Raw genomic sequence first — 19524 nt, forward strand, 5'->3', positions numbered from 1 at the left:
CTCCTATCCTGCGGTTTTCAGGCCCCGCGTTTTGTACAGGACATGCTCTTCCGGAGGGACATGCATAATCAGTTCATCGTAGCGTTTGTGATTCTCCAAAATGTAGCGCTGTGTCCCTTCATTCTGAGTAATGAGTTCCTGTATCTCGTGTGGCAGATCCGCGTGGGAGGACAGTAAACGTACCGCCGATTGCTCCATGTAAAAATACACGCGCACACTGGTGTTTTCCCACATGCCGACTCCAGCTGCGGTATCCAGCATTATGGCTGGGGAATTTCCTGCCAGAATCATCATGCCATTTTGCTTCCGAATCGCCGTGTACCAGGTGAAGACATAACTGCGCAGTTCCGGATTTTGCAATTGCCGTTGACCTTCGTCCACCAACACAGCAGAGAAATCGGCTCCGGCAATTTTAAGCAGATGAATGTTAGCATTGACCTGTTCAAAGGCCATCGACATTTTGATTTGCGCTTGCTTAGCCGATTCATCCTTTTTGGACTCGTCCGCCTCGCCGGAACCGACCCGATAGACCACGAGTGGCGCTTTCTGATGAAAGCTGGAAGCCTCTTCGATTTGAAAAACATCATCATAAATCCCGATAAAATAGATTTTGATCTTGTCATACAAGCTTTTGGCATCGGCATTACTACGAGCAGCCTCTTCAATTTCTCTAAACACCGCATGAATCGTCGGCCTCGGTCCGGTGGGAGCATTCCAGGTTGCTGGAGTTTTCTTCTCAATCCCTGCGGCATGGTAGATTCTGCGGATGGCTTCTCCCACTTCAAAGATTTCCGAACGGGTTAAGTTCTCCCCCAGCAGCGAGAAGGTGCGCACACCGCTTTTTTCAGCCATCTTGTACCGGGAGCGATTATACTGCACACATTCCTCGTCAATTTCGGTGATGGCAGGCATGATCGTCAGCGGTTCAAAATAGCGACCTTCTTCGGTGGTGTGATCAATATATACGCCTCCCACATACTCACAGAGTTCACGCCATTCCCCGTCTAAATCAAACACAAAAACATGCACGCCTTCTTCCAACAGTGACACCACCAGTGCCTTGAGAAAGTAACTTTTCCCCTCCCCCGTCTTGCCGAACACGGTGACGTTCTGCGCCCGGGGATCATCCGGATCACACAGATTGACAAAACAAAAGCCGCCGTCCTCAGTCCGGCGACCAAAATATAGTCCTTCAGCATCGGAGAACGAGCCTCGGGTCATCGGGTAGGTGCGTGCTGCGACAGAGTCTGTCGTGACCCGCCCATAATGGGTTTTGTTAAAAAATTCACTGTGATCCCCGTAAGGATCAGTTGCAGGGGCGGTTTGCCGCATCGCCTCACTCTGCTCACGCTTCAATTCATTCAGCTTCCCGGACATGTTATCGAACCAAAGCTTCAGCCCCGCCTCTGCCGCCTCAATCTGATGCAGCTTCGGTGCGGATAACGTCAAGAAGGTTTGCACCTCCACCAGCTTGTGGTCATTCGACAGGGTGGAGTCCCGCAAGGCCAAAATGGTTTCTTTGGCGGCAATCTCCGCATTCCGCGCCGGATCAGTTTCGCTCTGATCGTTGATGCTGGCCGTTAATCGGTTCAGCTTGTATTTCATCCGGGTGTTGAATTTGATATCGCTTTGCGCATACCGTATCGTCTTGCGCAAGCTAGCCCCAGCATGGGTAACGACTCCATCCAGCTGATCCAGATACCCGGCAATAATCTCTGGTGGATATTCCTGAACCATGAGGACCCGCACGTAATGAGCGGACTTTCCATCCTTTCCATCCAGCATGTTCACCACCACATGCCGGGGCTGTTTCATCCACCGTTTAACTAACCGATTCGTATGTTTGAGCAGGCTCATGGGCTGTCTCCTCTCTATTTAGCAATGAGTTCAGTCCTATACGTTTCTCCGGATCAAGCGCTAAGGGCCTACCTTGGTATAATCCATATGCTGCTGCTGGAAAATACGGATAGACTGCCGCATAGCACTGCTGATATTGCTCCTTGAGCAATGAAGCCATCTTGGAGGCCATTTCCGGGGTACTCTGGTTCAGCCAGAACTCGCCCTCCCAGCATGAGGCCGCGTCTGTAAATCGCAGCCAATGGTGATAATCACAGTCCATGACCGCGACGGAACGATACCGCTGCATCAGTGCCTCCCGTTCAGGATAGTTCCAGGGGATCTCGGCAATGACTAGCCCGTCTACTGCTGCGCGGCTCTGGAGTAGTTGCTCCAACTGCTGTAAAGATGGATAACCTGTTGGCGTAAACAATAGCCAATCCGCTGCCTTGCCGGACCCGATTTCCCATGCGTCTAGCTCCGAAGGTTGTTTTAACGGATTGAGCACCGTCCTGGTTCCCCGATCGGGCGATATATCTACAATGCTCACTCTGCTTCCGGAAAGGCTTGCCGCCACCCCAAGATTCGCAGCCAGAAAAGACTTGCCGCTCGGCACGGGGGAGGTTAGCAGCACAATGCCTTGGAGCCCCTTGGGGCCGGTAATGGACAAAGTTTGCTGCAGCCCCTCCTCTTCAGTTAACCCCTTCTGCTTAGGCTCCAATGCGATTGCTGGAACTTCACCTTTTCGGGTTCGGAAATTGTGCCAGCCCACACGGCAGCTCCGCGCCCAGTTGCGGAAACGAGGAAGAATAACATGTTTCCATTTTGTCCGGAGAATGGAGAACCCTTTTTTGCAGCTTTGCAGCCACTTAGCCATCGGCCATCTTCTGAGCTTCAGCTTGCTCAGCCCAAACGACTCGGGAATCCCTTCCTCTATCACCAATGGCGCGGGGGGAGCTTTCTCATTAATCTCAGGGATTCCCTCGGCTTCTGTTTCGTCTCCCTCGGGTTCACCCTGCATGAATTTGACTAGTGATGGGCTAAATATCGAGCGCTCTTCAGCTTGCCCTCCCACCTCAACCTCCTCCTGCTCTTTCTGCTGATCTGACTCCTCAAATTCGATAGACAGGCTGGGTTCAGCCCATGAGCCTTCATCCATTTTCCAAGCTTCCCAAGTGGTCCGGTCCCACCAGCGTCCCAAGATCTCCGGCAGTGAAAATCCGGATAATAGGGTTGTGCTATGCCCTCCATGAGAAGTGAGTGTATTGAGCACGCGATCTTTTTTCTCCTGCAGTTCACTCAGCAATCGGAACCGCTTCAGCTCCTCCGGATTCAGGTCTGCCGGTTCATCTGCTCGTTCCCTGACCTTGATTTTGGATTCTGAGGTGGTGAGGGTCAGCGTATATTCACTGCGCAGCGCCTTCCCAGTTCGGGCCAGCCGTTCCCACATCTCGATCCGGTTCAGCTTCATTTGCTGGATGCCTTCACTTGCCGCCGGACGATTTCGTTTCTGATTCCATAAATCATGGCGGACATCCGGGATCTGCTCTGCCGAGATTTGCGCAGAGAAGCCTTCCTGCACAAGCGCACGCAGAAACTGTTCAAACCCGCCGATTCGCGTCCGTTTTTGCGCAAATACCGCCGTTTTCCACGGGGCCGCAGTTAATGAGGAAACCACATGCAAGGTCTTCCCGCTGCGGTACAGCCAGCCGTCTTCCTCCACCCCAAGGAAGGAACCGAGGTCTTCCCCGGTTCCTTCCTTTTTTTGTTGTACATCATGGATGTAACGCTTCAGGCGATACGGCCACTTGAGCATATGCCCGAGCGTACTCACCATGAAGATCACTACAATCCAGGTCATCTTGAACATCACCGGGAACGGGACCAGAAAGGGGAAGCCCCCGATCACCAGCGTCGTTCCCACAATCCAGCCGATATCTGTCAGGGACAATCCTAAAAACTGTACATCCTCACGGATATCGCCCATAAAGCTAGCCCGCAGCAGCTCATCTTCCCGTTCCTGCTGATCCTGATCCATTGCCTTTCACCTGCCCTTTGTCTTTCGGTTTCCCAGCGTCTTGAGCTTTCTCCGGGGTTCCTGCTGTTTTTGCCTTCTGACTTTCCTTGATCCGCTGCTTCTCATGCCGATGCAGCATTTCCTTTTGCAGTTTTTCAAAGCTTCCCATATCCAGTCCATCCAGTGGCGGTTGCCCATAGTTGACCGGTACGCGGTCCTTAATGACATAGACCGCACCGTCTTTGGCACGCCAGTAGGGGATGCGGTCTTTCCGGTAACTGTCATACGCCTTCTGAAATTCACTCAGATGTTCCTCGGGGACATAGACATGAGACTCGTCGTTAGCAAGTTCCAACACTTCCACCAGCCCCTTCACTGAACCGGATCGTTCCCATGCCTCCACCATGGTGGCAGCAAACCGAGAGTGGCGCGGGAAGTTATATCGGATCTTCCGGGTGGTCTGGGCCAACATCCCCTCCAGCACTTCAGTGGCTTCTTCCAGATAATCATCCGGCAACCATAGTGCCCCCTGCTCCAGCAGCAGTTCTTTGACCCATGGGTATTCATCGGCGCGATCCTGCAGTGCATGGTACGCCGCCGAAGCTTTGCCTTGGGGCAGTTTGGCCTGGGTATACAGCGGCAAGGCTTCTTTAATTTGTTTCACCGCTTGCTCGGCTTCGGTGGTGTCTTTCAGCATCGTAATTTGTGGTGCACTATTCAGATCCACAAAAGCTCCATCCTTGTACATACCCTCACGTATAGCAGAGACATCAAACCCATCCTGTTCCAGCTGCGGCAGCATATCGAGGGTATGACCGGCCAAAATCAACTCGCCGGTACGCTCGTCCCACTGTACATCGTCTTGGTATTCTTTCTTCAGGGTACTTAGCTTCTTCGTCAACTGTTTGCGCTGGGCAACAGGAGCCTGCAGCAGGGAAACACTTCGAAAGCCTTCCTCCCCCAGAACTGTGGAAATGTTCAGCGCCGATGATTTGATTTCCGACTCCCCAAATGCCAGTTCATGCTCGATATCAACATGGACCTGACCGCCTTCTTCCAGCCACTCTTCCGGCTCATGATAGGCGATCCCTTGCACCGATTCGGACAGCCCTCCGCTGAGACTGGATACCATTTTGTCCCTGCCGACACTGCGCTGGGTACGCATGCGTTCCGCTGCGTTCTGCATCCGTTTACTGGCCTCCTGCATGCTCAGCGCCTTCTTTTGAACCCCTTCCGAGCCCATTCGCTTGCCCATGGAATCGAGTGAAGTGGATGTTCGTTCTCCCCATTTCCCCATCGACTCCACCACTTGGGCTCCATTGAGCGTCATCGGGTTTTGGGTGGCCTTCATCAGTGGCTTTAACCAGAAAAAGAAGAAGAAGACCAGCAAGGCCAGCGCACTGAGGATGGCGAAAATGATCGGCGGAATCCCAATTGCAGCCGAAAAGCCGGTTCCCTCACCGTAGTCCGTTTGCATTTTGACAAAAATAGCCCAATGTAAACCACAGATCAGGCCGACTAGTAAGGTCCGCAAATACAAATTCGCATACCCGATCATCGTCTCCAGTTTCCCTGTATAAGCAGATTGGGTAATCCACAGATTCACCAGGATGGCCATAAACATCAGCACCAGCGTTTTGAGTACCGCTACCACATACAAAGGCAGCACCACCAGTAACAAATAACTGAGCAGACTAAAGATCCCTCCGCTTGTGGATACAGTAAGCTCACCCAAGGTTTGCGCCGCATACGAGGCTTCCGTAATTCCATCCGAACCGACAATCATCGCTTTTAAAATCTGCTGACCCTCTAGCCCCTCATAGGCAATCCCGCTGGTGCCAATAATGCCCTCGAACATCTTGCTGGCCATCCAGTTGATGCCGACATTGGCGATATTCAGCACCGTCAATGAGAAATAGGTAGCGACAAAACAAATGAAAAAGACCTTGAGCAAACTGCCCAGGTCCTTTTTGCCTTGAATGATTTTAAAGGTCAGCCACGAAATCCCGATAAAGAGTAACACGAGACCAATGATCATAAACAGAGACCAGCCCGACTGCACCATGGCAATTTCGGCAATTTGCGGCGTGAACAAGTAGCTTTTGGCAAAGGCATCATAGAGGGGAGACATCAGTTCGTCCACCAGCAAAACAATGAGTCCTTCAATGGCATCTTTGATCAGCTTGCCGGACATGAGATCCTTAAACGACTGGATCATATCATCGACTTTTTGAATCATGTCATCTACCCAATCGGGTATATACCAGCTCGTTTCTCTCTCCGCAGGTTCCGCTGTGCCAGGCGGTGCAATTGTCGGCGTAGGTAGTGCAGAGGCCAGTTTTACCGCGCTGCTTCCTGATGGTTGTGTAACCTGACTGGATGATGCCTGAACCGTTACATTCAGCAGGCTGGTTGTCATGCTGAGCAACATCAACAGTATGACTGCCAGCACACGAATACGCCTCTTCAATCTCCCCACCCCCAGATAGCCATATAATCATAAAACTGTGACAGCACAGTAAATACCGAGCCGGTCATGAACAACAAAATCAGCAGCAGCCCCACCGCCATCCGCTTCCAAAACTTTGTATCCTTCAGACTTTTAGCCCCCCGGCTTGCCAATAACAGGAAAGCGAAAAACCGGATCAGCCAGTAGGATAAGGCGAAAACACAAAGAATCGTTCCTGTGGCTCCGGCCAAAACCAAAAGCCAGTTCAAATTGTCCACCACATCCGGATCGACGATATACATTTTTTTCATTTTCGAGATATAATCGTTGTCCATCGCTGAATTAGCCCCTTAAGTTGCGAAGATCTGGCTGGATAAACGAGGTCGACTTATCACCTCCAAGATCCTGTGTAGATGTCCAGGTGTATATATTTTCAAGGAAACTAAAGAAGGCTCCGCTGATGAAGAGGAATACAATAAATACAATCAGACCCGCTTCAATCCAGAACCACTTATCCTTGATGGTGCCTTTACCTGTACTGATCTTGACTAGTTTGATAATGACTCGGACCACCACAAATATCAGCGTGGCAATCGTAATTAAAGAGATGAACAAGCCAATCGGTGTAAATACAAAGTCCAGTCCGTCCAGCACCTTCCAGTTGAACTTCATCTTCTCCTTGATCTTGGTGATCGGATTATCCTCAGCAGCATAGGCCATCATCGGCATGATAAACATGCAAAAGAGGACCATCATCACAAGGGTCCCTGTCTTCTTTATTTTCATTTTTTCTCTTCCCTTCTGCTTTCAATAGAATGTAATGAGCCAAAGTGCGATACTACTCACCCAACAACATCGGGCAATCCACCGCTCGGCGGTACTGCCGTTTCGCAGGATATTCAGCGCCACTTTAAGCCGTGGCATGAGCACGGAACGAATACCCTCCACCGTCACTGCGTCCCCCGCTAAGTGCGACCACCACCCGGCTAGCAGGCCTAAGCCGAGCGCTTGGAACAGAACGGGCTGCGTAGCGGTAAACGAGACCACGCCAACGCTCAAGACAGCGGCAAACTCTGGACTATGGATAATCCCGCGATGCTTGACAAAAGGCATCACCAGCATGGCAACGCCTGCCAAAAGCGTGAGCCAATGCAGGCCGTAAAGTTCATATCCCGCAATGAAGAGCAGTCCAAGTCCACTCAAGAGGAGCATCCGCAGACGGGATGCCAAGGCTAGGACTAGACCGCCTGCTAACCATAGCCAGGGCATCGGCTGCTGCAGGATAAACCACAAGATCCCTATGCCCACGGACAGACCGGATAATCCCTTCAGTTGTTTCCGTGTCCTTGCCGAGAACTGGAGCTTATTACTAACCGTACTGGTCTTATGATCCAGATCGGGCAGCAGTCCGCCGATCCCCGCAGCCGAAATCAATACGGCAGCAGGCACCATGGGCATCACTGGCGTAACATAGAGCACTGCCGAACCCGCTAAAATGGCCAGCCCTACATGTCCTTGTCGATTCATTTGATATCACCCCCTTTCCGGGAACAGCACAAATAACCGCTTCAAGTGTTGAAGCAGTTCAGGTCTTTCAATATTCAGATTTAGAAGAACCGACTGAATCCTCGCTTCTTCTGCTTTTGTAAAATCGGGGATAGGAGGCCTTCCAGCAGTTCGTCGGTACTTGCCTGGGGCTGAAAGGGATCTGGATGATTCGGGAGTGCAAATACCGGTCTGCCGCTTAAGCATCCCGCCACCATCTCCCGATTGGGCTCATTCGCCAGGGGCAAAGCAATCCGCCAGTATTCCTGCGGCACACGGCTATGTTCCCGACAAAAAGAGATTAGCTCCTTCACTCGCCATTCACTTCCGGAACCCACCAACACCGGCAGACTAGCTTGTACAAACAGATCTGCCTGCTTGGTGGTTTGCAGGCTTCCCAAGTCCAGCACGGTATAGCGGTAGTCGTTCATGAGCGATCCGATCCAGTACTCGGATACCTCAGCTTTATAGAGGGCGACATCGTTCAAGTCATAACGGGGATGATTAGAGTAATTCCCCTCCTTAATGTATTCCAGAAAGGAGAAACACGGACGGCCCCCGCCTTCCCACACCGCCACTTTGGTTTTAGCATATCGAGCCAAATAGTGAGCGATGAGCAGCGCTGTATGTGTACTGCCAGCTCCTTCAAACACACTGCCTACGGCGATAACGATCCTTTCTCTTGTTCTACTGAAGTTCATTTCAGGCAATGCGATCCCCTGAGGCTTTGCCTCCACTAGTTGATGGACTTCGAGTAGCTTTTCTTGCCAGCTCTCGTCCATCCATACGTCCGAAGCTCCTAAAGCGGTCCAGCTTCTTATGGCTGTAGATGACAGACTGTTCGCCTCACTAATCACGACAAACTTTACGGGGATTTCTTCCGCTAACGGCAAGATGCTTCGGGCTTGATCTTCATGGATCAGGATGCATTCCGGCATCAGGATCAAGGAGCTTTCTTTGACTTCTTCCAACGTACCACATACATGAAATTTAAAACGGGGATCACTGATTTCTGGTCTTACGCCAACAAGTATAATATGCAATGATGTCCAACCTCCTCTGAACAATATGTCTACTGTATGATCATAGCTTGTTTAAACTACCGAAAAGTTCAAAGAACGTTCTGAAAAAGTATGGGTTGTGGAACCTCAACGCCTGATATGCCAATGAACTCACAATCATGATTACCTCTCACACCTCTTCTCTGAAAGGCAAAAGAGCCACTCGAAGGCAGCTCTTGGACAAAATGTCATGAGAATATTTTTAAGGAAGAGACTGAGGTAGCAATCCCGAATCCGCTTTTAACGTCGTCGACCGGAATAGCTGAACCAATAAGATACTAACAATGAGAGGGCATACGAGTGGGCATATAGTGTGGCCTATAATGAAATCAGGAATTTATATGATGGTATAAACCCACAGATTAAAAGATAGCTTATGCTTTAGTGCTTGAATTAACTAGGATAGTTCATGCCAATGCGATTTTGCTATCTCTGGGCAAAATCGGGCAGACCTATAGCAGGGTTCAGCTACAGCCAATTAGGCAGGTAGCTTAAGCTACTTAAGGATGTCAAATAAGGGTTTCTTTTTTAGAGCTTGTTGTTAAACGAACACGACGTTTTGCCCGAAATACTCTTGCCGAATTCGATACACTACCTCACCCAGCGTGCGAGGTTTGTCCTACTACTTCCACTCCTGACGTTGTGATTCCAAAAAGGATGACAAAAGCTAAAAACTTCATGCTAACTAAGCGGGTCTTTGGGTTCTTAAAAACATGATTTACATATCGTTCCTGACAAGCTAAAAATAGCAAGTCAAATAATAGGTCGTCCATATTGTAAGAGTCGGACTAACAGGCAGGTGTGTATAAGGTGACAATCTTTGCATGTATGGAGTAAGATAATCTTTGACTGACTTAAGATTATTTACATAATGAATACTTTGGATTCAGACCTCTAAGTTATAAGAGATTTTTAAAAATAGGATAGCTGTTTAAGCTTACGAGGAGGAGTAATAACATTGTGGATCTGGCTTAAAGGTTCAAAATGGGGCAGGATCGTAGGAATTTCTATTGCAGTGACTTTTTTAGCCATCTTGCTAGGATGGGGGTACCAACATATTAATTGGACAACAGTGAACCCATGGATCTACAAAGCACAAAAATTTTATAAAAATGGGGGTGATGTATACTTCGGTTTATTCTTCACTACATTCATCATTTATCTAATTTATGAGGTCCTGAAATTTCGCAAGGATCCAGAGCGATTCACTGAAGATGTCTGGAAAATCCGAAAGACATATTATGTGATGTACCTGGTACTTGCCGCAACTGGTTTCATAGCGGGTTATCTAAGTTTTCGAGATTGGAAAACAATGACACAGTTAACCGCTTTCGTTGTGTTTGTAGACTTGGCCGTATTTCAAACTCCCAGCATCACTAAGATATGGAGTGCTGAATTCCAACATCGAGGGAAAATTGAGAAGGTCATTGAAGGGAACGTTGAGTTCATTAACTCTACAGCCATTAAATTCCAAGCCTTTTCGGATGTTATCAAGCAAACAGAGTCTTATTTTTCACCGATTACTGTGATTCCTCAGAACTGGAATGCCTATCAAAAAGAATTAAAACAGTACGTAGGTTTGTACACAAGTAAATTCCGGTTTCGATTAGAGCTATTTCCGTTTAAAGTAGAAGTAGATGAAACTCATACCAAAGATAACCTACGAAATGCTTTGAATCGTTTAGAGATATTATTCTTTCATGAAATTGATGACACTCCTACAATAGGAAATGAACCTAGTTATAGAACATGTGTTGTGGAAAAACTTATGAGTGGCGAAGGTGTTGTTTTGGAAACGGATAAATTAGTTATCGTTCCTATTTTTCAGAAAAAAAATTTGTTGATTGGACTTCGATCCAGTGATGGTTCAAAAATTGACGAAATAGACATTACCAATATCATTAATTTGAGCACGATTTTCCACTGGTACCTATAGTTTGAAATGTGGTATAATAAGATACTGCTATATTCAAAGGAGGAGATTTGCAATGGTTAAAGTGACGGAAAGGGTACCTGGCAAAGTGCAACGAATGCAAAGAGATGCACTCCCCGGGAGAGCCAGCAGTAATGCAACTCTAACTAACACAAGCAGAGTATTGGAAACTAAGGTTTCAATTGCTACAGGCTTTCAAGAATTGCGGGATATGAACCGTAAGGCACTTATAAGTTTAAAACTTTAATATATTCAACTATAAATGACAACAGGTAAGGGGTACCCCCTTCCTGTTGTTTTTTGTTTATCATATTTCTCCTTTCCCATGGATAGAATAATAACATTTCGTGGGAGAGCGAGTGATGTCCATGGTTGAAATACGAAAAGGTAAAGGATATCAAAGGAAATATGAATCTAAAATACCTCTTATCGGTCGTCGTCAGGTTGAAGATTCATTAAATGCATTAAAAATTTTGCGTTCGAACACTAGAAAATTAGGAAAGAAACGAATACGAAACAGTTAATAGTCGAATTGACTGTGATTTCAAAGTGAAAATATGGATCATGTTGAAAGTGAAGAGAACGATTTTATCGTATGTGGAATAAAAGATAACTAAGCAGTTCCAGAGTGAAGGGGTTTATTAAATTTTAGTAGGAGATAGTGTGAAGTATCTCCTTGATGAAATAATCAAAGTAAAAGTATAAAGAGAAAGGCGACATTTTGTTCAATATTGAACAAAATGTCGCCTTTTTTTATTTGAGGAAAACTATAACTTTATAAAACGCAGGTTTTTCTTTAGCCTCGACGAATTCAGAGATCATCTTTTTTGTGAGTTAGCCCTACAGGCGGTTTTTTAATGTTCACAAATCGAGTCAAAGTTCAGTAAAGTAAGGTTTTCATTTCATACTGTAAGTTACTATTTTTGCAGCGAATGGATCTTTAATCTCCACATGAAAACTCGCAGAAACCTCCAACTCCACATCCTTGCTGCTCAAGTATTTATACGCCTCGTCTTTCGTCATTTCAACCTTTAATTGATTTATAATAGGAATCCAATATGTTCCATTTTCAAAATAATTATCTATGTCTTTGTTTAATTTTTCATCACTCTGTTGACCTGTTTTCACCGTACAATTTGAAAAATGAAAAGAAATACAATTTTTATTATAGTATAGAGAATGAAAAGAACTAATTGATTCGGTCTTATTCATATTCTGTTCGAGTTTATCAATTCTTTCTAAGAGTTCTTGATTTTCTCCATAATAAAGAAATTTATTCTCTCTTTGTATACTTGGAATGAGCATATCGAAAGGTATTTCATCTTGTTGTCCCTCTAAAGTATCGATAAGCAATTGTAACTTGTTATTATTCGATATGTTTAATTCTAGTATTGGTACTTTGTGCTTATCTAATTCATAAAACAATTTGTTTTCTATATTCTTGTACATATACTGTTTAAAGTCATCAAATCTTGAATGCTCATCAAAAAATTCACGAGGAAATTTTGATGTAAAAAAAGTTATTTCCCTTAAGCTTTGTGAGTCACTTATAGTGCTAAGTTGAACTATAGGATGGTTGTAGTAGGCTTTTTTAACTGATGATATAAATAGATTTATGTTTATTTTTTGCTGATTGGATATGACGATTTTACTCAGTTGAATACGTTTATAGACCTCTCGCATTTTTACACCAAATAGACGTAACTCTTCTTCTCCTTCTTTCAAATCTTCTTCCATCCATAAGATGAACTTACGGAACTCCTCCTTATAAACAAGAGATAATTCTGCTTTATTATAATAAGTTAAAAATGAAAATAATTGATCCTCAACAAAAATATCATATGAATTCCTTTCGACATCCCGATCAGAATGATGAACAAACATACTATTGAAAAGAAAAAACTGTTCAACGGTTGATCCCATAATTATTGCTTTCGCTTGTTTAATTGGAAAAACTTCCCATCCATCAAGTTCGCTTTTAACAGGCATATAGTACTTCCAGCTATCAGCCGAGAATAACTTAATGTAAGTTAATAAGCTTACCTTTCCTTCGCTTGACGCACTAAGATATGAGGCATACACTATTCGATCAGATTCATTTATAAGAGGTTCTTTGAATGCTAAATAATACAGGTAAGCGGTGATCGTATAGTATATACTCCCTAAGTAATCATATTGAGTTTGATTTGTAAACTCTTCGTTCACCAAAGAACTCAGATCTATGAAAATTTGTTTTTGTTGCTTATCAATACATATTTTAAAAAGATTCAAAATAGTCTTAATATAAACTTGGTTTTTAATTTTCTCATTCGCACCAATGTTATACTTTAAGAGAAATACATCTTCAAACAAACGATTGATAAGTTTGCTTTTTTCAAGCTCTGTAATATTTACATTTTCTACAAGAAGAGTGAGATACCACGAGTAATATTTACTAACTTCAATGTTTGGTGAGTATTTATCGTGATTCCCAATACTTCGAAAGTAATGCGATAATACGCCTAAAACATCCATCCCCATAATATCCTCAAGCCTGCTCGCATTCTTAATTTCATACATAAAATGCCTTAAACTCTCGCTCATATCTAGAACATATCCCCCACTTTCATTTTTTTTTGAATTGGAGGACATACATATTTTATATATATTTATTAAATATTTCGCCGCTTCCTTGAAACGTCTCTCTTCTAAAAGCATTATTATTATTTTATTCAACTGAAAAGACAAGTCTTCTATTAATAAAGAATGTTCAGGTTTTTCGCTATTTTCCAAACAGATTGAAACAATATCAAACCATAAATCAGAATTCTCCTCAAATAAAGCTCTATCTCGATCCCTTATTGCATCGAGCGTATGATAAAATAACTGATTAAGATAATTTTTCATATTCACACCTCACTTTTCTGTTCCAGTTCTATTGATTGTTTAACCTTATTCAATATGTAGAACTTGATGCCTTCCTTCGTATTCTGACTGCTTGTAAGCATACCCAAAATCGTATGTAGCAAGTGAACTATCAACAGCACACTTCCTATAAGGAGAATGCATGCTCCTGCTATACTTTCAGTTATCACAAAAATATAATTAAGAGGAACTAACGACAATCCCAAAGCTATCTCATCCCAAAAATTCAAGGGTAACTTAAACTTCTTCTTAATAGTTATATTAGTGCTTAAATACTCAGTCAGTCTGAATCCATAAATACGTTCCTTATTGAAACCCACAATTATAGCTAGGATGCTAATGGAGGACATAATTAATGCAGTTTGAACTTGCCATAAAGTGATCAGTATGACTCCGGGGTTCGCTATAGGAAAAACATTAAACCATTGACATATAATACTCATAACCCAACCCGTTATTCCCAACACTACAACAATTCCAAATACGGTTCCCAAATGAAATATTCGTTGCGGGATAACTTGAATCTGTCGACTCATAAAAACTTCCCCTCGCTAAAGTTATTACGTACAATACAAATAAATATCATTTCTTCCACCTAAAACTATCTACTAAATAAGGAAATATACGAAGAATTGTTAATGATACAATTATAGCTTTATTTCCTAAACTTAAATATCTTATTATTACATATCTAGAAACTCAAGTTTCTAATCATTCTAAAAAACTATTTTGTTAAAAACAAAGAAGCCATCGCTGGGTATGGCTTCGGAGCATAAATAGAATCACTTTGCTTCAAACTCTAATGAATTACACAATTCGCAGTGATTGTGCTAATAAAATCAGCGCAGTCTTTTTCACCGAGTAGTATTTAGCCCGATACCAGTTGAATTTGATCATTAGATAATCGTCCAATGCTTCTTCACGGCAAAAATATTTAGATTCGATTAACATCAACTGTTCATAATTCAAGCTACGCAAAGCGCGTTCCACCGGGTACATTTGCCCTTCAACTTCCCACAGTTCATCTTCCAGCTTGTCTGCCTTCTCAAACATGTTCATCACCGCTTGTTCCGTGGAAGATTTAGCAAAACCGGATCTCGCGCTGACCCCAGTAGGGTCATAAGCAGCCGTTACCTTAGGTTCATGAGGCCGGAGCTGCCGCACCTCGATTTCCAACCATTTTTTGCGTTTGGTCAGTTGATAATATTCTTTCAACCGGTACTCCACGATGCTTACATACTGCTGTCGGATCGCTATAGGAATATTCAGTTCGATCTGTTCAACTTCAGGCGACTGAAATTCATTGCATGTAGATTTCCCGGACTTGTCCAAGTATCTTTTAATGATCTCCAGTTCCTGCAGCAAGGCAGGCGATGGTTTGTTCTTGCTTCCTTTCTGCAATCGCTGATACCTGGCATATAACCAGTCCACCGGAACCGATGAAATATTAAGTTCTGTAACTTGAAAGTTCTTCAATTCTCCACACTCCCCCCTGGGTATGTTCTCTGTCTCTCCCAACTCGAAATCCCAAGTACATTGTTCAAAATCTTTATGACATACGCTGCACTGAAAGGAATTCTCTCCTACTTCATAGCACCGATTGCCGCAATGAAGGCAAATCATTCACCGTCCCCCCTTTGCGTACTCTACTTGGACAAAAATCACCTAAATCATTGTCATTCGCATTCGGGTTAATCCTTCTTTTCCAGCTCCGCTTTGGATAAGAGTTGAACATCTGGACGAAATCCGAAGGCAGCACTATGATCGAACTCCACATGACCTGAACCATCAATCTTCGTGATCACATGAGGTGCCTTCCAATCAAAATCCCGGTTGCATCCACCGCTGCCTGAATGAATAATAAGTACAGTGTCACCAACGTTAGCACCTAAACGTTCTACTTCTTCGCTGATCTCTTGCGCTTCATAATGCGCTTCATCGATCTGATGCGTTAACAGACGATATGTTTTACCTGCAGGCGATCTCACCTCGTACAGATCGGGCCTTCCTCCCCGATGATAGTAATCCAGATAGATGATTCCACCCTCAAGTTCTTGACCAGAACATGCATGTGCAGGATCAATAATTTTCACTTTCATACCGCTTACCTCCCCCCCTATGGTCTAAGCCTTCATCATTTCATGTGGCAACAGCTTTCCCTTAATCTCGGGATAGGCATCCGTACGGTCATACAGTGCAACATACCGATGCTGCGTATCTGGTGAACCTGCGCCAGCATTGGCGCTAAAGAGAAAAGCTGATGGAGCTTCAGCATGAGGTGTACCCAAGATAGGCACGCCGAGCTTTTGACAACGCGTCTTGGTTAGAAGGATGGCAAAGGAATAACCCTTGCCTTCCCAACGCTTGGAACGCGGAATGTAATACGGCAGACCGGATTGCAGCACTTCTTGCTTGTTATACCGCCCTTGTTCGTTTGGCATAGTACTCCTCCTTCATTTTTTGAATGGCCCTGTATTAGCGCTTCACCCAGGCAAATGCGATCTCGCCGCGTCCCGGATCTTCCACCACATAAGCCACACCTTTGGTCACATACGGGTTAGTAGTGATCCGCAGTGATCCGAAGGAGGTTTGTATGGACTCGTATTTGGCGATGACCGCATCCGGACACACGTACATTTTCAGGCGGTCAATGCTGCATCCCTTACTTGGGGATATCAGTGGCCGGATGGCCCTGTTAATCATGTCCATGGCGCGAGGATGAATAGGCTTAGTGGAGAGCTGGCTCATGGTACAGATCCCTCCTTCCCAAAAAATCAAAATAGCTGTAACTGCCCCACCTGCACGGCCGCAATGGGGTTGATCCAGAGGACTTCCGTCCGGCTTGCCCCGCCCTCAGCCTTGACGTTCTTCACCTCTCTGTTCCAATGCGAAAGTTTACGATCATACATTGGATGAGCATACCCGCTGAGTAGCACAGGTCCCGGATGAGCATCCAACGCCTCCAGTAATTCTTTGTGATCAGCGTCTGTCATTTCACACCTATAACTCGTGGTGGTTCGTGTACTTTGGATGTACGGTGGGTCTGCGTAGATCAGCACTCCTGGCCGTCTATAGCGCTCCAGTAATGTTAAAGCGGTCTGACATTCGATCTGCACGCCTTGAAGCCGCTCTGCAACCGCATGAATCTTCTCTGGAAAAGCAAGCCACTCTTTACCAGGCAAGGGTCCATTACGCTCAATCATGCTTCTCCAGCCGGTACGGTGCGCGGTCTTGCCCCCTCTGCCCTGCCACAGACGAACAACCAGTCGCCGTGCACGCTCCAACTCATCCGCATCCGGCACGTAGCTCTCGTAGTATTCCTGCCTAGCGTGCGGTGTCCACCGAATCACATGCGCAAGCTCATCCGGACGTTCTCGGATCACACGGAATAAATTAACGATTTCGCCATCGATGTCATTCACGGTTTCCAGTTGGCTGCGTTCCTTGGTGAACAGCACCGCACCGCTGCCGAAAAAAGGCTCCACATACGTGATGTGCGGCGGCATGTGACTAATAATCCAGTCTGCCATGCTCCATTTGCTTCCGGGATAGTGCAGAATTCGCTGTACTTTCATCACCTGTCTCCTTTCCGGGGCTAAGATGCCCAGTGTTTGTCTGCCCTCTCCAGCTGTAGCCGGGGTAGTCTCTCTCAAAAATGAACTTCCGCAGTTGTTCATCCGTTCTGCTGTTGATTAGCTCCAGCGTAAGTTCACAAGGCCGTCCTTGATATTCCGCAAATCCTACATAGTCCCGAGCGATCTTCAGCAGATCCTCACGTAGAAACTTTCGTAGAAGGTCGCGGATCTCCCGGCTGTCGGCGGCAGTCAACTTGCCCACAGGCAGCAAGATCAATGCACCACAATAGTCATAGGCTCTACCTGCGGAACCACCCACACTGCATTCCAGCTCAGTTCAAAGGAAACTCCTGCCTCTGCTTCCGCACCCGCCAGCAACACAACATTGCCCATTTCCTCCGCTGCATCCTTCGGCACCGCATTCCCGATGTACTCTCTCGCTTTAGCATCCGAGCAGCCTTCCAGTTGAAAGGGTCTTCCGTCCGGAAGGAATTGCGGGAAGCTCTGCAGCATCGCCATTTCAAACGTGGTTAGTGGTCGGTGCCACGTCCCATCTTCGGCAATAATAATCATGATGCACCGCTCGTCCGGTTCTGGAATTCTTGGATCAGCAACTGCAGCAGCCCCGGAATGAATATCTGCCGTGCCTGTGACTGTCTTGGCCGGATTATCCCAAGCCTGCACACCCATGGTGTCCGCCCGAGGGGTACACTTCATTCTGGGGTCCGCAATACTAGAGGCCGATTGCATAATCCGTGAAGCGCCCCGGATCGTTTTGGAGGCTTTATCCCATACCTGCACCCCGTAACAATCCGGCTGCAGCATCGTCTTACAACGCGGATCAGAGATAAGTTGAGCACCGCTTTGGATATCCGTATCTCCGGTGACCGTCTTCGCGGGTTCCTGCCAAGACTGCATTTTGAATTGATTCGTATATCGGCCCACTCGATCGTTCACCCTTGAATCCGAGATCGCTATCGCTCCACTTCCAAATCTGGTCCCTGTCACACAGGGGGCCGGCTCATCGTCTCTCACAACCCGATAAGCTGCGGGGTGGCGACTGTCACGCTCCGATAACCTGGGGTCGGCAACACTCAAAGCTCCATTGTTCGCGCCTGTCGCACCGGTTACACACGGCGATTCTTCTTCCCATCTCACCAACCGGTAAATCGTCGAGTATGTACCTCCTCCCAGGTTCATGCGCGGGTCTGAAATAGCGGCAGCACCGTTACTTCGGCCGACTCCAGCCCCTCCGGTTACGGTCCGACTCGTTTGGTTCCAACCCTCCACCGCCCAGGCTCCACTCCGGGGTTCGTGCAGCAAACGGTATTTCTGATATTCAAACGTGTTCAAGTCCCGCCAATACCCACCTGCAGGGATGGCCATCAACTTCTCCCATGACTTCCGTGCAAGCTTGGGCATTCGATTAAGGGGACCTCCAGCTACGGTATCTCCCGGAAATGGCAGAGGTCCAATGATATCCCCAATGGTGCGCAGGGGTTTTCGTTCCGGATAATAAATCACGTTCGGAATCTGTGCTTCATGCCGGGCCATAATCAGGAAGCGAACACGGTTTTGTCCAAGCCCACCGATTTCCCCAAGGTTGTGATCTGCACGGATGCTGACCGCGTAGCCATATTTCCGAAGCAGTTTCTTGATCTGTTTGAGTAGCTTTTGGCCTCGGGTATTGATTCTCGGGACATTTTCCATTTGAATAATTGCAGGTACGCTGCCCCCGTATTCGTCGCAAGCTTGCAACGCCAGTTCCAGCCCACTAACCGTTAGAAAGTTGAGGGCCTGATATTTATCCGAGTTGGCTTTATCCTGTGGCAACAGCCCACTCAGCCCCTTACACGGCGGGGAGGTAAAGAGGAAGAATGGCACCTGCTGTCCAAAGGCCAGCCAGAGATCCCAAGGTGTCATTTCTCGCCAGTTCGCTGGCGGCTGTTGCCCATGCCAGGCTGCATATTGCCACCTGCGGAACAAATCCATCACGACTGCTGTCTTCTCACCTGTTATCAAATCATGATTGCGGCAAGCCACCGGATCGCTGTCAATCGAACATAGCAATTTGAATTTATACAGCTTGCCCCCGTACTCGACTTGAGATTGTAGCAATCCTGATGATTCCCCGCCGATGCCACCGAATAAAACAGCTGCCGTCTTGTAATGAATGGTGTTTTTCTGTTCCAAATGGATTCTCC

Annotated in this window: 19 protein-coding genes; 3 read left to right on the forward strand and 16 right to left on the reverse strand. The window is 46.3% G+C overall.

The annotated features are described in order from the left end of the window. Positions 1–3: 3 nt before the first annotated feature. From H1230_RS30245 to H1230_RS30275, 7 genes are all read right to left on the reverse strand, one after another. Positions 4–1857, reverse strand: a complete 1854-nt coding sequence (locus H1230_RS30245) for a TraG/VirB4 family ATPase (RefSeq protein WP_239713454.1) — start codon at positions 1855–1857, stop codon at positions 4–6. Beyond that, positions 1823–3874, reverse strand: coding sequence for a P-loop NTPase family protein (locus tag H1230_RS30250; protein ID WP_239713455.1), 2052 nt, complete (start codon positions 3872–3874; stop codon positions 1823–1825). The genes H1230_RS30245 and H1230_RS30250 overlap by 35 nt, the downstream gene beginning before the upstream one ends. Then, positions 3843–6323, reverse strand: coding sequence for a hypothetical protein (locus H1230_RS30255; protein WP_239713456.1), 2481 nt, complete (start codon positions 6321–6323; stop codon positions 3843–3845). The genes H1230_RS30250 and H1230_RS30255 overlap by 32 nt, the downstream gene beginning before the upstream one ends. Further along, the gene (locus tag H1230_RS30260; protein WP_239713457.1) at positions 6320–6637 is read right to left on the reverse strand and encodes a hypothetical protein; all 318 of its coding nucleotides are present in this window, start codon (positions 6635–6637) and stop codon (positions 6320–6322) included. Before H1230_RS30260 ends, H1230_RS30255 begins: the two co-directional genes overlap by 4 nt. Positions 6638–6644: 7 nt before the next feature. Then, positions 6645–7088: a hypothetical protein gene (locus tag H1230_RS30265; RefSeq protein ID WP_239713458.1), complete on the reverse strand. Its 444-nt coding sequence runs from the start codon at positions 7086–7088 to the stop codon at positions 6645–6647. A 21-nt stretch (positions 7089–7109) separates the two neighbouring features. Further along, positions 7110–7829, reverse strand: a complete 720-nt coding sequence (locus tag H1230_RS30270; protein ID WP_239713459.1) for a metal-dependent hydrolase — start codon at positions 7827–7829, stop codon at positions 7110–7112. A gap of 80 nt (positions 7830–7909) precedes the next feature. Next, positions 7910–8890: a hypothetical protein gene (locus H1230_RS30275; protein WP_239713460.1), complete on the reverse strand. Its 981-nt coding sequence runs from the start codon at positions 8888–8890 to the stop codon at positions 7910–7912. A 976-nt stretch (positions 8891–9866) separates the two neighbouring features. Between H1230_RS30275 and H1230_RS30280 the strand changes: the two genes are divergently transcribed. The 3 genes from H1230_RS30280 (at position 9867) to H1230_RS30290 (ending at position 11365) form a co-directional block, all read left to right on the forward strand. Continuing rightward, positions 9867–10844, forward strand: a complete 978-nt coding sequence (locus H1230_RS30280) for a type II toxin-antitoxin system SpoIISA family toxin (protein WP_239713461.1) — start codon at positions 9867–9869, stop codon at positions 10842–10844. Positions 10845–10896: 52 nt separating this feature from the next. Continuing rightward, positions 10897–11088 (forward strand): hypothetical protein, encoded by a 192-nt coding sequence (locus H1230_RS30285; RefSeq protein WP_239713462.1) that lies wholly within the window; start codon positions 10897–10899, stop codon positions 11086–11088. A gap of 115 nt (positions 11089–11203) precedes the next feature. Further along, positions 11204–11365: a hypothetical protein gene (locus H1230_RS30290; protein WP_239713463.1), complete on the forward strand. Its 162-nt coding sequence runs from the start codon at positions 11204–11206 to the stop codon at positions 11363–11365. A 373-nt stretch (positions 11366–11738) separates the two neighbouring features. Here the strand turns inward: H1230_RS30290 and H1230_RS30295 are convergent, their stop codons facing one another. The 9 genes from H1230_RS30295 to H1230_RS30335 all read right to left on the reverse strand — a co-directional run bounded on the left by H1230_RS30295 (position 11739) and on the right by H1230_RS30335 (position 19513). Further along, complete coding sequence (locus H1230_RS30295) at positions 11739–13727, reverse strand: hypothetical protein (protein ID WP_239713464.1); 1989 nt, start codon at positions 13725–13727, stop codon at positions 11739–11741. A gap of 2 nt (positions 13728–13729) precedes the next feature. Further along, positions 13730–14281 (reverse strand): hypothetical protein, encoded by a 552-nt coding sequence (locus H1230_RS30300; RefSeq protein ID WP_239713465.1) that lies wholly within the window; start codon positions 14279–14281, stop codon positions 13730–13732. Positions 14282–14552: 271 nt separating this feature from the next. Next, on the reverse strand, positions 14553–15221 hold the full coding sequence (locus H1230_RS30305; protein WP_239713466.1) for a hypothetical protein: 669 nt from the start codon (positions 15219–15221) through the stop codon (positions 14553–14555). A 215-nt stretch (positions 15222–15436) separates the two neighbouring features. Next, on the reverse strand, positions 15437–15844 hold the full coding sequence (locus H1230_RS30310; RefSeq protein ID WP_239713467.1) for a hypothetical protein: 408 nt from the start codon (positions 15842–15844) through the stop codon (positions 15437–15439). Between the two features lie 24 nt (positions 15845–15868). Next, positions 15869–16186 carry a hypothetical protein gene (locus H1230_RS30315; RefSeq protein WP_239713468.1) on the reverse strand — a complete coding sequence of 106 codons (318 nt, stop codon included), beginning with the start codon at positions 16184–16186 and terminating at the stop codon, positions 15869–15871. Between the two features lie 34 nt (positions 16187–16220). After that, entirely contained in the window at positions 16221–16493 is a 273-nt protein-coding gene (locus H1230_RS30320; RefSeq protein WP_239713469.1) for a hypothetical protein, read from the reverse strand. A gap of 26 nt (positions 16494–16519) precedes the next feature. Further along, positions 16520–17320: a DNA adenine methylase gene (locus H1230_RS30325; protein ID WP_239713470.1), complete on the reverse strand. Its 801-nt coding sequence runs from the start codon at positions 17318–17320 to the stop codon at positions 16520–16522. Continuing rightward, positions 17256–17639, reverse strand: coding sequence for a hypothetical protein (locus H1230_RS30330; protein ID WP_239713471.1), 384 nt, complete (start codon positions 17637–17639; stop codon positions 17256–17258). Before H1230_RS30330 ends, H1230_RS30325 begins: the two co-directional genes overlap by 65 nt. Beyond that, positions 17594–19513: a DNA cytosine methyltransferase gene (locus H1230_RS30335; protein ID WP_239713472.1), complete on the reverse strand. Its 1920-nt coding sequence runs from the start codon at positions 19511–19513 to the stop codon at positions 17594–17596. Before H1230_RS30335 ends, H1230_RS30330 begins: the two co-directional genes overlap by 46 nt. Between the last annotated feature and the right edge of the window lie 11 nt (positions 19514–19524).

The sequence above is a fragment of the Paenibacillus sp. 19GGS1-52 genome (assembly GCF_022369515.1).
Lineage (GTDB): Bacteria > Bacillota > Bacilli > Paenibacillales > Paenibacillaceae > Paenibacillus_AQ.